Origin of the sequence: Massilia sp. Se16.2.3 (genome assembly GCF_014171595.1) — a bacterium.
In the GTDB taxonomy this organism is placed as follows: domain Bacteria; phylum Pseudomonadota; class Gammaproteobacteria; order Burkholderiales; family Burkholderiaceae_D; genus Telluria.
In genome coordinates this window covers 4,089,040-4,101,890 of the sequence record NZ_CP050451.1, presented here as the reverse complement: position 1 = coordinate 4,101,890, position 12,851 = coordinate 4,089,040, and the positions used below count along the sequence as shown (strand labels likewise).

Annotated in this window: 10 protein-coding genes and 6 pseudogenes; 6 read left to right on the top strand and 10 right to left on the bottom strand. The window is 68.0% G+C overall.

Going from position 1 to position 12,851, the window contains the following annotated elements; translation table 11 throughout:
* Positions 1-23: 23 nt before the first annotated feature.
* From fghA to G4G31_RS18660, 4 genes are all read right to left on the bottom strand, one after another.
* Positions 24-863: an S-formylglutathione hydrolase gene (fghA, locus tag G4G31_RS18675; protein ID WP_182988897.1), complete on the bottom strand. Its 840-nt coding sequence runs from the start codon at positions 861-863 to the stop codon at positions 24-26.
* Between the two features lie 63 nt (positions 864-926).
* The gene (locus G4G31_RS18670; protein WP_182988896.1) at positions 927-1,508 is read right to left on the bottom strand and encodes a chromate transporter; all 582 of its coding nucleotides are present in this window, start codon (positions 1,506-1,508) and stop codon (positions 927-929) included.
* Positions 1,509-1,518: 10 nt separating this feature from the next.
* Positions 1,519-2,049 (bottom strand): chromate transporter, encoded by a 531-nt coding sequence (locus tag G4G31_RS18665; protein WP_182991836.1) that lies wholly within the window; start codon positions 2,047-2,049, stop codon positions 1,519-1,521.
* 73 nt (positions 2,050-2,122) lie between these two features.
* Complete coding sequence (locus G4G31_RS18660; RefSeq protein ID WP_182988895.1) at positions 2,123-2,299, bottom strand: hypothetical protein; 177 nt, start codon at positions 2,297-2,299, stop codon at positions 2,123-2,125.
* Between the two features lie 662 nt (positions 2,300-2,961).
* On the opposite strand from G4G31_RS18660, the pseudogene G4G31_RS29450 reads away from it, so the two are divergent.
* The 3 genes and pseudogenes from G4G31_RS29450 to G4G31_RS29440 all read left to right on the top strand — a co-directional run.
* Positions 2,962-3,189: pseudogene (locus G4G31_RS29450) on the top strand (UvrD-helicase domain-containing protein); the annotation flags it as partial.
* 58 nt (positions 3,190-3,247) lie between these two features.
* Complete coding sequence (locus tag G4G31_RS29445; protein ID WP_374011263.1) at positions 3,248-4,417, top strand: ATP-dependent helicase; 1,170 nt, start codon at positions 3,248-3,250, stop codon at positions 4,415-4,417.
* Positions 4,418-4,523: 106 nt separating this feature from the next.
* Entirely contained in the window at positions 4,524-5,051 is a 528-nt protein-coding gene (locus G4G31_RS29440; RefSeq protein ID WP_374011262.1) for a 3'-5' exonuclease, read from the top strand.
* A gap of 312 nt (positions 5,052-5,363) precedes the next feature.
* Here G4G31_RS29440 and G4G31_RS29435 read toward each other — a convergent pair.
* The 3 genes and pseudogenes from G4G31_RS29435 to G4G31_RS29425 all read right to left on the bottom strand — a co-directional run bounded on the left by G4G31_RS29435 (position 5,364) and on the right by G4G31_RS29425 (position 6,835).
* A pseudogene (locus tag G4G31_RS29435) lies at positions 5,364-6,178 on the bottom strand (NAD-dependent deacetylase).
* Between the two features lie 10 nt (positions 6,179-6,188).
* A complete protein-coding gene (locus tag G4G31_RS29430) occupies positions 6,189-6,503 on the bottom strand; it encodes a hypothetical protein (protein WP_374011261.1) in 315 nt (104 codons plus the stop codon).
* Between the two features lie 98 nt (positions 6,504-6,601).
* Positions 6,602-6,835, bottom strand: a complete 234-nt coding sequence (locus G4G31_RS29425) for a hypothetical protein (protein WP_374011260.1) — start codon at positions 6,833-6,835, stop codon at positions 6,602-6,604.
* A gap of 188 nt (positions 6,836-7,023) precedes the next feature.
* Between G4G31_RS29425 and glpD the strand changes: the two are divergent.
* Positions 7,024-8,595: pseudogene (glpD, locus tag G4G31_RS18640) on the top strand (glycerol-3-phosphate dehydrogenase).
* 247 nt (positions 8,596-8,842) lie between these two features.
* On the opposite strand, the pseudogene G4G31_RS26775 reads toward glpD, so the two are convergent.
* The 3 pseudogenes from G4G31_RS26775 to G4G31_RS29420 form a co-directional block, all read right to left on the bottom strand.
* Positions 8,843-9,697, bottom strand: a pseudogene (locus G4G31_RS26775) (ERAP1-like C-terminal domain-containing protein); the annotation flags it as partial.
* Between the two features lie 295 nt (positions 9,698-9,992).
* Positions 9,993-10,700: pseudogene (locus tag G4G31_RS26770) on the bottom strand (M1 family metallopeptidase); the annotation flags it as partial.
* A gap of 89 nt (positions 10,701-10,789) precedes the next feature.
* Positions 10,790-11,371, bottom strand: a pseudogene (locus G4G31_RS29420) (M1 family peptidase); the annotation flags it as partial.
* Positions 11,372-11,549: 178 nt separating this feature from the next.
* On the opposite strand from G4G31_RS29420, the gene G4G31_RS18630 reads away from it, so the two are divergent.
* On the top strand, positions 11,550-12,176 hold the full coding sequence (locus G4G31_RS18630) for a glutathione S-transferase family protein (RefSeq protein ID WP_182988894.1): 627 nt from the start codon (positions 11,550-11,552) through the stop codon (positions 12,174-12,176).
* Between the two features lie 280 nt (positions 12,177-12,456).
* Positions 12,457-12,804, top strand: coding sequence for a DUF4870 domain-containing protein (locus G4G31_RS18625; RefSeq protein WP_202033650.1), 348 nt, complete (start codon positions 12,457-12,459; stop codon positions 12,802-12,804).
* Positions 12,805-12,851: the final 47 nt, after the last annotated feature.

The following is a 12,851-nucleotide window of genomic DNA, read 5'->3' as shown; positions in this document are numbered from 1 at the left end:
CGCCCGGCGCAGCCGCCGTGTGCTCAGCCGAGCTGGCGGCGGTGGAAGCGCAGGTGGTCTTCGACGAAACTGGCGATGAAGTAGTAGCCGTGGTCGTAGCCGGGGTGGCGGCGCAGGGTCAGCGGCTGGCCGGCGGCGCGGCAGGCCGCTTCGAAGGCGTCCGGATGGAGCTGCTCTGGCAGGAACTTGTCGGCCATGCCCCGGTCAACGAGGATGCCGCCGGGGAAGCGCACCGGGCCGCTTGCCACCAGTTCGGTCGCATCGTGCGCCCGCCAGGCGGCGCGGTCCTCCCCAAGGTAGCCCGTGAAGGCCTTCTCGCCCCGGGGGCAGCGGCTCGGCGCGGCGATCGGCGCAAAGGCCGACACCGAGCGGAACAGCTCGGGATGCTTCAGCGCCATCGTCAGCGCCCCATGTCCGCCCATCGAATGGCCAAAGATGCCGCAACGGGCCGGGTCGGCACCGAATTCGCGCAGCACCAGTTCGCGCAGTTCGAGAATGTAGCTGTCCATGCGGTAGTGGCGCGACCACGGCGCCTGGCTGGCGTCGATATAGAAGCCGGCCCCCACGCCGAAGTCCCAGCTGTCGGCCTCGCCCGGGACCTGCGCGCCGCGCGGGCTGGTGTCCGGCGCGACCAGGATGAGGCCCTCCTCGGCGGCCACGCGCTGGGCGCCGGCCTTGATGGCGAAGGTCTCTTCGGTGCAGGTCAGGCCGGCAAGATAGAACAGCACGGGCAGCGGGCGGCCCTCGGCGCCGGGTGGCAGGTAGATTGAAAAACGCATCGGCAGGCCGATGGCGCTGGAATCGTGCTGGTAGAAGCGCTGCAATCCGCCGAAGCAGGCATGTTCGCTGAGAAGCTGTGGCATGGGAAGATCCGTCGTGGTCGATTGCGGGAGTATGCCAGTTCGGCATGCACCGCGCAGCGCAGGCTAGACGATCCCGAGCGCGCCCAGCAGTGCGCCCGCGGCAAGTATCCACAGCAGGTGCAGGCGCGTGCGCCAGATGACCAGGCAGCTGCCCAGGGCAAGCAGCCAGAGCCGCCAGTTGCTGTCCGCGCCGCCGGCGGTGGCGAGAATCCATGCGGTCGACAGCAGCAGCGCGATGACGACCGGGGCCATGCCCCCTTTGAAGGCGCGCACGGCGCGCAGCTCGCGGTTGCGGTGGCCCCACTGCGCCACCTGGTAGGTGAAGATGGTGGAAGGCAGCAGGATGCCCGTCATGGTTGTGGCCACGCCCAGCCACGCGGCGGCAAGGCTGCCTGCGTTCATTCCCACCTGCCAGCCCATCAGGGCGACGAAGAGCACGTTGGGTCCCGGCGCCGCCTGGGCAATGGCGATCGCATCGTTGAACTGGGCCTGGGTCAGCCAGCCTTGCTGCTCGACCAGGAAACGGTGCATGTCGGCGGTCGTCGAGATGGCGCCGCCAAGCGACATCATCGACAGCAGCAGGTAGTGGAAGAACAGGTTCAGCCAGTCGTGCCAGCTCAGGGTGATGTGCAGCGTCGTGTCCATGGGCAGTTCGTCAGGCCAGGCGACGCCAGGCCAGTACGCAGCCAGGTCCGCCCAGGCCAAGCAGGACCAGCACGAGCGGGAGTTTCAGCAGTGCCACCAGCATGAAGCCGAGCGCGCAGAGCAGCACGCACCAGGGCAGCGGCAGGGGATTGCGCTTCAGCGCCAGCGACAGCTTGAGGCCGGCAGCCGCGATCAGGCCGGCCGAGACGGCGGCCATGCCGCGCAGGGCGCCGGCTACTTGGGGATTGCCGGCAAAACGTGCATGCAAGGTGGCAAGCAGGAGCACGACCAGCAGCGGCAGCGCCAGCATGCCGGCCAATGCGACGAGGGCGCCGCGCAGCCCGAAGTAGCGGGCGCCGATCATCATCGACAGGTTGACGACGTTCGGCCCCGGCATGATCTGCGCCACGGCCCAATCCTCGACGAATTCTTCCTGGCTGAGCCAGCCGCGCCGCTCGACGAGCTCGCGCTGGACGACCGCCAGCACCCCGCCGAACCCTTGCAGGGCCAGCAGCGTGAAGGCGAGGAACAGCGCGGACAGCGAGGCCGGGCGCGGGTGGGCGAGGGGTGCGGCATCAGGCGACCCGCCTGCCCGCCGTGCCGGTCCATGGCGGTCAACCGCCGCCGATACCGCGCATCACGCGCCCGCTGCCGCCGCACATGGGGCAGGATTTGCCGTCGCCGAGCTTGCCGCTGCCGGCGCAGGCTTCGCAGACGTCTTCGCCGGCGCCGGGCGTGCCGGGAGCGGCTTCGTCGCCGGGGTTCAGGTCTGGTTCGGGAGTCGTGGACATGGGTGCCTCGCAGGTAGGGTCGACAACGGGACCATTCTAGTGCGCGGCGCAGGCGCGCGGCGCCACGCTGGGCCGGCTCGGCCGGGTTGCTCCACGATGCCGGCAGCCGCGTATCCGTGCATGGCCGGCGCCGGTACCGGCGTGACACGCGCGTGATGCCGGAGCCCGGGCACCAGCGTGCCGCGGGCCGCGGCCCCCCGCCAAGGCCGTCCGGTTCTACAAAGTTTCCCCAAGAAACTAGAATCTGATATCAAACAGACATTTTTATGTCACGTAGGGTCCTGCGGTTATACACAAATGTTTCTTTTTTTTATCATCACGGCCTTGCACCACCTTTCTGGACAACTACCTGCAAGTCCTTGATTTTTCGCGTTTTGCGCTCTGCACGCGGATTGGGCAAATTGTTGAAAGCCGCATCCGGCCGCGCTTCCGGGCTGTCAAGTCCCGCCTTGTCCACAAAGTTATTCACAGACTTTGTGGATATCTGGAAAAGTTCTTTAATTCCGAAGACTTAGCGCAGAAGCGTCCGACTTCGCTTTAACTGCGCTCATGCACCCTGCGTGGTTTGCACGACATTGCGCAAGGCCATCGTCGTAAAATGCACTTGCCGACCTCCACTGGACAAATGTACAGTTGCGTGGTTTCCCAACTGTCATGCATCCATGTCCTCTGCCGTCCTTCCCGAACCCGCCGCTGTCGGCGACGACCCTTTTGCCAGCCTGAACCGCGAGCAGCGCGCCGCTGTCGAGCATGACATCGGGGCCGCCGCCAGCCGTCCCTTGCTGGTGGTGGCCGGAGCCGGTTCGGGCAAGACGAACACGCTGGCGCACCGGGTCGCGCGCCTGATCATGAGCGGCGCCGACCCGCAGCGCATCCTGCTGCTGACCTTTTTCGCGGCGCGCCGCCGGCGAGATGACGCGGCGCGCGGGCAATGTGCTGGCACGCGTCATGAAGGCGAGGAGCGACGGCAGCATCAGCCTGCCCTGGGCCGGCACCTTCCACAGCATCGGCGCACGCCTGCTGCGCGAGTATGCCGGCCGCATCGGCCTGGACGAATCGTTCACGATCCACGACCGCGGCGATTCCGAAGACCTGATGGGCCTGGTGCGCCACGAGATCGGCCTGACCGGGACCCAGAAGCGCTTTCCCCTGAAAGGCACCTGCCTGTCGATCTATTCGCGGGTGGTCAATGCGCGCGAACCGCTCGACGTCGTGCTGCAGAGTACCTTCCCCTGGTGCAGCGAGTGGGAACCGGAACTGAAACGCCTGTTCGGCGCCTATGTCGACGCCAAGCAGGAACAGAACGTGCTCGACTACGACGACCTGCTGCTGTTCTGGGCCGAGATGGCGGCCGATCCGGAACTGGGGCCAGAACTCGGCGCCCTGTTCGACCATGTGCTGGTCGACGAATACCAGGACACCAACCGCCTGCAGGCGGCCATCATCACCGGCATGAAGCCGGGCGGGGAGGGCGTGATGGTGGTGGGCGACGATGCCCAGTCGATCTATTCCTTCCGCGGCGCCACCGTGCGCAACATCCTCGATTTTCCCGGGCAGTTCAGCCAGAGCGCGCAGGTGATCACGCTCGAGCGCAACTACCGCTCGACGCAACCCATCCTGGACGCCTCGAACGCCGTGATCGCGGCGGCGCTGGAACGCCATGCGAAGACGCTCTGGACCGACAAGGCGGCCAGCAACCTGCCGCAACTGGTACTCATTCCAGACGAAGCCGAGCAGGCGCGCTGGGTCTGCAAGCGCATTCTCGAGCACCGCGACGCGGGCATCAAGCTGACGAACCAGGCCGTGCTGTTCCGCGCGGCCAGCCACAGCGCGGCGCTGGAACTCGAACTGATGCGCCGGAATATCCCGTTCGTGAAGTTTGGCGGCCTGAAATTCCTGGAAGCCTCGCACATCAAGGACCTGCTGGCCCTGCTGCGCTTTGCCCAGAATCCGAACGGGCGCATGGCCGGTTTCCGGGTCGCCCAGCTCATCCCCGGCATCGGCCGGCTACCGCCACGCGCCTGCTCGACGCGGTGGCCGAGGCGCCGGAAGCGGCGGACGCCGTCGCCGCTTTCGAGGTGCCGGCGAAATGCCGCGGCGACTGGGATGCCTTCGTGACCCTGTACCGGCGCCTGCGTACGCCGGGGCTGCGCTGGCCAGCCGACCTCGAGCTCGCCAAAGAGTGGTACACCCCGCACCTGGAGCGCCTGCACGACGACGCCCGGTGCGCGCGGCCGACCTCGAGCAGCTGGTGCAGCTTGCCGGCGGCTACGGCACCCGCGAAACCTTCCTCGCCGAGATCACGCTGGACCCGCCGGAAGCAACCAGCGACCGCGCCGGTCCGCCACTGCTCGATGAGGACTACGTGATCCTGTCGACGATCCACTCGGCCAAGGGGCAGGAGTGGAAGTCGGTGCACGTGCTTAACGTGGTCGACGGCTGCATTCCGTCCGACATGAGCACCGGCAGTGCGGAAGAGATCGAGGAGGAACGGCGCCTGCTGTATGTGGCGATGACGCGCGCCAAGGAGCACCTGCACCTGGTGGTGCCGAACCGCTTCTTCATCAAGCAGCAGGCGCAGATGGGCGACCGCCACGTGTACGCGGCGCGCACCCGCTTCGTGACGCCGGCCATGCTCAAGCATTTCGAAGAATGCGTCTGGATCACGGCGGAGACGGCGAAGTCGACACTGCCGATGCCCGACAGCGTGCGCATGCTGGTACGCGACCGGGCCCGCAATGCGTGGAAGTGAGTGGCGCGCAGACAAGCGCCGCGCAAGGCCATGCGGTTGCGGCGCCCGACAACCGGATCTGCTGACTTATCCCCCGTTGTAGGACTTTGTAGGAATTTGCTGATGCGGAGTGCAGGTGCCAAAACAGTGCACGTGCAAGTCCTTGATTTTCAAGGATTTGAATTTTGCCTTCGGAATGGGCAATTTGTTGAAACCCGCATCATTACTGCACTTCCCGCTTGTCAAGTGGCCCTTGTCCACACACTTATCCACATTTCTTGTGGATATCAAACGAATACCAATGAAATCAAGGGCTTAGCAGATTAGTTTGAGTTAAATCAATTTCTCTATCGCTTGTAACGATGCCAGCGCGCCATGCCCCAGCGCGACGCCGGCATGTCCGTCCAGCTGCGGCGCGCGCGGGTTGATGCGGATGAGCGGCGCTCCCTGGGCTTCGCCCATGCGGCGCACGGAGGGAATGTCGACGCCCGCACCGAGTTCGACCACCACCAGTCCGCAGGCCTGCCTGCGCCAGTGCCGCATGCGCGCATACTGCGCTTCGGTACGCGTCTCGATCCAGGCACTGTCGTTGAACATCAGGATATTCGGCCGCGCCAGCGCCCCGCACTGCGGACAGCGTGGCAGCGGCGAAAGCAGGCGGCAGTGCACCGTGTCGACTTCCGGATTGATCTCGTCGGCCGGCCAGATGGCGTCGCTGCAGGGCAGGGTGCATTGCAGGTGATGGATCGAGCCGTGGCATTCGATGATACCGTCACTTGAAAAACCTGCGCGGCCGAAATGGCCGTCGACATTGCTGGTGAAGACAAAGGCGCCGCCGTCCACGCGCGCGCCCAGGCGGCGCAGGATGGCGAAACCGGCATGCGGCCGCGTTGCGCGGTAGAGTGCCGGCGGTGCCCGTAGAAACCCCAGGCGAGCCGCGGGTCGCTTGCGAAGCTGGCCGGGTTGGCGATCTCGTGAAAGGCGATGCCGGCGGCATGCAACCCCGGATAAGCTTGCCAGAATCCGGTGTTGCCGCGGAAGTCAGGCAGGCCGGAATCGACTCCCATGCCGGCGCCGGCGCAGACCAGCAGGGCTTTGGCCGACCGCAGCAGCGCGGCTGCGCGGGCCAGGTCGTGTTCATGCACCATGCCGCCGTCCTCATGCGCCATCGGCGGACCCTCCCACGAGCTGCATCAGACGGCCCAGCTCGGCCAGGAAGCGCTCGCAGGCCAGCCCCGGCGGCCAGGGTTCCCGGGGCCTGCCGCCATACACCGCCGCCAACGGGTCTTCTTCCAGCACCGCCGCCTGGATCTTCAGCGTGCGCCGCACTTCCTCGCGCGACCAGCCCGCCACGTGCACCGCCTCGCTGGCGGCGGCCAGGCGGTCGGCGCGCTTGTGGCGGGCGTGGTCTGCCGCAGTCCAGGACGGCAAGCCATAGCGCAGGAAGACCATGTGCTCGAGCCGCTTCGTCAACGCGCGGAAACCCTCGCCCGGGAAGGGCTTGATGACGGACAGGGCGTCGAAGCCGAGCAGGCCTTCCTCGGCGTCGTGCAGCAGTTCGCGCAGCTCGGTCAGGGGCTCGACCCGCCCCCCGGGGCGGCGCGCCCCAGCAGCATCACGCTGATCGAATGCTGGGCCACGGACAGCGGCAAGGGCCAGGCCGAATGGCCGCCCCAGCGGTAGGTGCGGGCCAGGCCGAGGGCGAGGTCGGCGTCTTCCCAGTCGAAGGGGGTCGGGTTCAACAGGTCGAGGCGCCTGCCGGAAGGCATGCGGACCCAGGCGCGCTGCTGGGTCATGGTTGGCAAGATGCAGGAGTCGTCATGCCCCATTTTACACAGGAGCGGCCCGGCGCCGCGGCTGCGTGCCGGCCGGCGGCGGCGGTGATGCATCCGGGAACGACGATGCGCCCCGCCGGCCCGCGCTTGATCTATGCGAAGATGGCACGAGCGTGCACGCCTACACTGGATCGGTTGCGAACCTTGAGGAGGACGCCTTGGAAGAAGCACGAGACCGCGCTGTCAGGCGCCACGATTGCGACCTGCTCGTCGTCGGTGGCGGCATCAACGGTGCGGCCATTGCGCGCGACGCCGCCGGGCGCGGCTTGCGCGTGCTGCTGTGCGAGAAGGATGACCTGGCGAGCCACACGTCCTCGGCCTCGAGCAAGCTGATCCACGGCGGCCTGCGCTACCTGGAGCACTACGAGTTCAGGCTGGTGCGCAAGGCCCTGCTCGAGCGCGAAACCCTGCTGCGCAGCGCGCCCCACATCATGCGCCCGCTGCGCTTTATCATGCCGCACGACGCCGAGAAGGGGGCAGGAGCGCGCCCGGCCTGGCTGATCCGCGCCGGCCTCTTCCTCTACGACCGCCTGGCGCCGCGCGAATTCCTGCCCGGTTCGCATGCGATCGCGCTGCGCGGCCATCCCGCCGGCGCTCCCTTGCTGCCGCGCTTCACGCGTGCCTTCATGTATTCCGACGGCTGGGTCGACGACGCGCGCCTGGTGGTCCTGAATGCCCTCGATGCGCGCGAGCGCGGAGCGCGCGTGCTCACCCGCACCCGCTGCGGGCCGCCCCAGCGCGGGGCCAGCCACTGGAACGTGGTGCTGGAAGGCGAGGGCAGGCGCCTGCAGGTCAGGGCGCGCTGCCTGGTCAACGCCACCGGGCCCCGGGCGGCGCGTTTCTGGAAGGCGCGACCGCCGTCCCCGCCGCCGGCACCCTGCGGCTCATCAAGGGCAGCCACATCGTCGTGCCGCGCCTGTTCGCCCATCCGCATGCCTATATCTTCCAGCACCCGGACGGGCGCATCGTGTTCGCGCTGCCCTATGAGGAAGCGTTCACGCTGATCGGCACCACCGACGTCGATTACCGGGGCGAACTCGACAATGTCGCCATCAGTCATGAGGAAACCGCCTACCTGTGCCAGCTGGCGAACCGCTATTTCACGCGTTCCATCAGTCCCGCCGACGTGCTGTGGAGTTATTCGGGCGTGCGGCCGCTCGTCGAGGATGCCGCCGCCAGCGCCGCTGCCGCCACGCGCGACTATCGCCTCGGGCTCGACCGCGACGGTGCGCCGCTGCTGTCGGTGTTTGGCGGCAAGATCACCACCAGCCGCAAGCTGGTCGAGGAGGCGGTCGACCTGCTGGCCGGCGTGCTCGCCCCGGCACCAGGCCGCCCAATGCCGGGCTGGACCGCACAAGCCTGCCTGCCGGGCGGCGACCTGTTCGGCGCCGGGCCCGACAAGCGCGGCGTACTCGAATTCGACGCCTGGCGCAGCCGCCGGGGCCAGCGCTACCGCTGGCTGCCGCCGCGCCTGCTCGAGCGTTACGCGCGCGCCTACGGCACCCGCATCGATACCCTGCTGGCACGCTGCAATGGCCTGGCCGACCTGCGAGAGGAAGTGCTGCCCGGCCTTTACGCGGCCGAGATCGATTACCTGATGGCGCACGAGTGGGCGAGGGGCGCCGCCGACATCCTGTGGCGGCGCACCAAGCTGGGCCTTCACGGCACCGGGCAGCGCGACGCGGCTGGAGCAGTGGATGGGCGCGCGCCAGGCGGAGATGGCGGTCTGACGAAGGGCGGCCCGGCGCCGCGATGGCGGCAGGGCGCGGGCGATCGCATCGTCGCCCGCATCGGGAGCACGCACCCCAGCGCGCTGCCGCATGCTCCCGCGTTCGCCGCGGGCGGCTTTACTGCGTGGCGCGCCAGCCAGGCGTCGATCTCCGGCAGGCGCTCGCGGCGCACCTTGATACGGTCGCCGATCGCGGCGATCGCCGTCTCCGCATCGCGCCTTGCCTGCGGTGCGATGTGGGCCTCGGCGTAGGCCCGCAGCTTGTCCGCCGTCGCCGGCAGGACGGACCCGTCGGCCAGCGTCGGCACGTAGCGGCTGCGCGAACTCGCATCCACGCGCGCGTTGACGGCCTCCAGGTTCGCCAGCGTGAAGTCGACCGCCAGGTCCGGATGCAGGCGCGACACCGCATCGATCATCGCCGCTCCGTTCGTCGCCCCCGGTTCCTCGGTCAGTGCCAGCGCCAGCGCGCGTGCGGCCAGGGCCGGATCGCGCGGCGAGGCCAGCAGGATATACATGGCGTCCTTCACCATCGGCGATTTTTCCGCGCGGGCGGCGGCGTGCAGATCGTTCCAGGTCGCTCCGTCCGCGTGTTCGGCGACCACGGCCAGGATGGTCTTGCGCAGCGCGCCGGGCACGGCCTGCGGGTCGCTGTCCATCGCGCGGTAACGGCGGCGTGCCTCGGCGATCGTGGCCGGGTCGCCCAGGTGGCTGAGGGTGGCGATCAGGCGCTCGCGCAAGGTGGCCGTTGACGTCGCCTCGCCCGGGCTGGCAGTCCAGCCGACCTGCGCCATGACCGGCGCCAGGCGCGCGATCGCGTGGCTGGCCAGGCGTGCGCTGCCGGCCTTGTCGCCGCCGTACATCGCCAGCAGATCGTCGTAGCCGATGGCGACGCGTGCCCACACCGGGGTGCGGCGCCCGGCGGCGTGGCCGCGGCCAGGTCGAGGAAGTTCGACGCGGGCTGCAGGCCGGCGAAACCGAGCGCCCGTATCGGCCAGGAGGCCGATCTGGTCGATCGGCGCCAGCGTCGCGAAGCGTCCCGCCAGCGGGGCAAACGCAGCGGGTGCGTAGAGCGTGCGGTAGTAGCCGCTCTGGCCGGCGTTCACCACGACCGGGCCGCAGCCGGGCAGTGTGAGGCTGCCCTTGCCGGCGGCGAGCACGGTGCGCGCCTGTTCCCCGGTCCCGGCCGCGGCGGCGATCACCGGCACGTGCCAGGACAGCGGCTTGCGGCCCGGCTGGTCGCGCGAGAATTCTTCCCCGGGCGAGGGCGATTGTCATCTTGCCGCCCTTGCAGACGGGTAGAGCCACGCGCACCAGCGGCACGCCGGGCTGCAGCGTGAAGTCATGGGCGATCTGCGTCACCGGCCGCGCGGCCGCGCGTTCGATCTGGCGCCACAGGTCGTTCGATGCCGTGTTGCCGTAGGCGTGTTCGCGCATGTAAGCGCGCACGCCGCGGCGCCAGGCATCCTCGCCGACATAGGCTTCGAGCATGCGGATCACCGCCTCGCCCTTCTGGTAGGTGATTTCGTCGAAGGCCTGGCTGGCCTGTTCGACGGTGGCCACATGCTGCACCACCGGGTGGGTGGTGGCAAGGGCATCGCGGCGCATGGCAGCGTCACGCCCGTTGACGGTGTCGAGCGCCGTGTTCCATTCCGGGTGCAGGCGCGCCGTCATGCGCGATTCCATCCACGACGCGAAGCCTTCGTTGAGCCACAGGTCGTCCCACCAGCGCATCGTTACCAGGTCGCCGAACCACTGGTGGGCCATCTCGTGGGCGGCGGTGGCGAAGATCTCCTGTTTGTCGCGCTGGGTCGAGATGGCCGGGTCGAGCAGCAGCGCGTATTCGAAGGTGAAGATCGCGCCCCAGTTCTCCATCGCGCCGAAGAACTGGCTGCGCCCCGGGCCGGCGACGTTGTCGAGCTTGGGCAGCGGATAGCGCACGCCGAAATAGTCGTTGTATTCGCGCAGGATGGCGCCCGACGATTCGAGCGCGAACGCGGCCTGCGGCAGGGAGCCGCGGCGCGTGACGACACCCAGTTCCGTGCCGTCGACTGTCGTCGTGGCGCGCTCGAAGTCGCCGAGCGCGAAGAACAGCAGGTAGGTCGACATCGCCGGCGTCGGGGCGAAGCGCACCGGGCGCGGCCGTCCGGCAGGGCCGTGCGGGCCTGCTCGGGCATGTTACTGACTGCCATCTCGCCGGCCGGGACGGTCGCCCGCAGCGCGAAGCTCGCCTTGTAGGCCGGCTCGTCCCAGGACGGGATCATGCGGCGCGCATCGGAGTTTTCGAACTGGGTGAACAGGGCGCGGCGCTTGCCGCCCGGGGTGTCGTAGTCGAGCGAGAACAGGCCGACGGCCTGGCTGCCGATGATGCCGGCATAGTCGAGCGCCAGCGTGTAGCGTCCGCGCGGCAGCTCCTTCGGGAAGCGGAAGGTGGCGGTCTGCGCCTTCTCATCGGTGCTGACGGCGGCCGTCAGCGACGCGCCCTGCTTGACGTCAGCGTCGCCGACGCGAACGCGAGGTCGGCGGCGTTCAGGGTAATGCTGTTCGTCGGCGCCGTGATCTCGAGAATGATCCTGACCTGCGCCGTGAAGCGCGCGGCTTTTTGCATCCGGCGTGATCGCGACATCGTAGTGCAGGGGCGCACACCGCGCGGCAGCTGGGTGGTGACCTGGGCGGCGGCGCCAGTGGCCGGCGCCGGCGCGGTGGGGGGTGGACAAGGCGGGCAGGGCGGACAGGCCAAAGGCGAGCGCGAGCGCGGTAGCGATGAGGCGGCGTTGCATGGGATTCTTTCGTCAGGGTGGTCGGTGACGGCGGCGCTCCGGCGGCCATCGGCAGACCGGGATACTGCTGCCAAAGACCGCACATGTCAACTTGTTAAGCTTCCTGTCGTCCGCGCGGGCGTTTTGCCGCTATGATCCGGAAGTCGCAACCCCGAGCACACCAACCCGAAGGAGACCCATGAAACTGTACATCAGCAGCCATGCACCGAACCCGCGCCGGGTGAGCATGTTCATCCTGGAAAAGGACATCACCGGCATCGATACCGAAATGGTCGATATCCTCGCCGGCGAACAGCGCAGCGAACGCTTCCTGGCGAAGAACCCGCTCGGCCGCGTACCGGCCCTGGAGTTCGACGATGGCCGCGTGCTCAGCGAAACGCGCGCGATCTGCACCTACCTCGAAGGCCTGCATCCGGAACCGAACCTGATGGGTGCCGACTTCGAAGAGCGCGCCTTCATCGAAATGGCGGACCGGCGCATGGAGCTGCACCTGCTGCTGGAGACAGCCAGCAGCGCGCGCCATACCCATCCGGCCCTGGCGCCCCTCGAGCAGCCCCAGTTCAGGGACTTCGGCAGCGCCCAGGCCGACAAGATGCGCATCACCGCGCGCTGGCTGGACGGGGTCCTGGCGCGCCAGGAATATGTCGCCGGCGCGCGCTTCACGATCGCCGACATCACTGCTTTCTGCGCCCTCGAATTCGGCCGCGGCCTGCTGAAATTCCGCCCCGGCGACGAGGGCATGGCGCACCTGCAGGCCTGGCGCGACCGCATCGCGGCGCGTCCCTCGGCAATGGGGTCGCGGTAACCCGGTCGCGGTAACCCGGTCGCGGTAACCCGGTCGCGCGCCGGCGGCCACGCAGGCGGTGCGGCTACGCCGCCCGATGGTGACCGGCGCGGCATGCATTCCTTGAAAAGCGATCTGGTGGTGACAATCTGTTAGTTTCCGAAAGAAAACTAACCGTATAATCCGGCATGAATCGGCGGCTGCATCGCGGCCGTCGATGTCGAGGCAAGGATATGGCAGGTCGGAAACGGTGCCAAGCCGCCCCTGCCGACCCACCACCATGTCTTCGAAAAGAGTAACAATGGAAAATGCAACGACCCCTGCCGTCCAGAGCGGCGACAAGACGCTCGCCATCCTGGTCCACCTTGGCGGCCTGTTCTTCAGCTGGCTGGCGCCGCTGATCGTCTACCTGGTCAAGAAAGACGAGAAGGACCAGTTCACGACCGACAACGCGCGCGAAGCCCTGAACTTCCAGCTCACCGTCCTGATTGCCTACTTCGCCTGCTTCATCCTGACCTTCGTCCTGATCGGGATCCTCCTGTTCTGGGTCGTCATGATGGCCAACCTGGTGCTGACCATCGTCGCCGCCGTCAAGACCAGCAATGGCGAGACCTACCGCTATCCGGTCTCGATCCGCATGGTCAAATAAACCTGCGGACGCGGGTTCGGAAAAAAAACGGGCGGCACTTGCCGCCC

Bases quoted from the DNA above. Each gene is read 5' to 3' on its own strand.
- fghA (WP_182988897.1), bottom strand. From the start codon at position 863: ATGCCACAGCTTCTCAGCGAACATGCCTGCTTCGGCGGATTGCAGCGC.
- G4G31_RS18670 (WP_182988896.1), bottom strand. From the start codon at position 1,508: ATGGACACGACGCTGCACATCACCCTGAGCTGGCACGACTGGCTGAAC.
- G4G31_RS18660 (WP_182988895.1), bottom strand. From the start codon at position 2,299: ATGTCCACGACTCCCGAACCAGACCTGAACCCCGGCGACGAAGCCGCT.
- G4G31_RS29445 (WP_374011263.1), top strand. From the start codon at position 3,248: ATGAAGGCGAGGAGCGACGGCAGCATCAGCCTGCCCTGGGCCGGCACC.
- G4G31_RS18630 (WP_182988894.1), top strand. From the start codon at position 11,550: ATGAAACTGTACATCAGCAGCCATGCACCGAACCCGCGCCGGGTGAGC.
- G4G31_RS18625 (WP_202033650.1), top strand. From the start codon at position 12,457: ATGGAAAATGCAACGACCCCTGCCGTCCAGAGCGGCGACAAGACGCTC.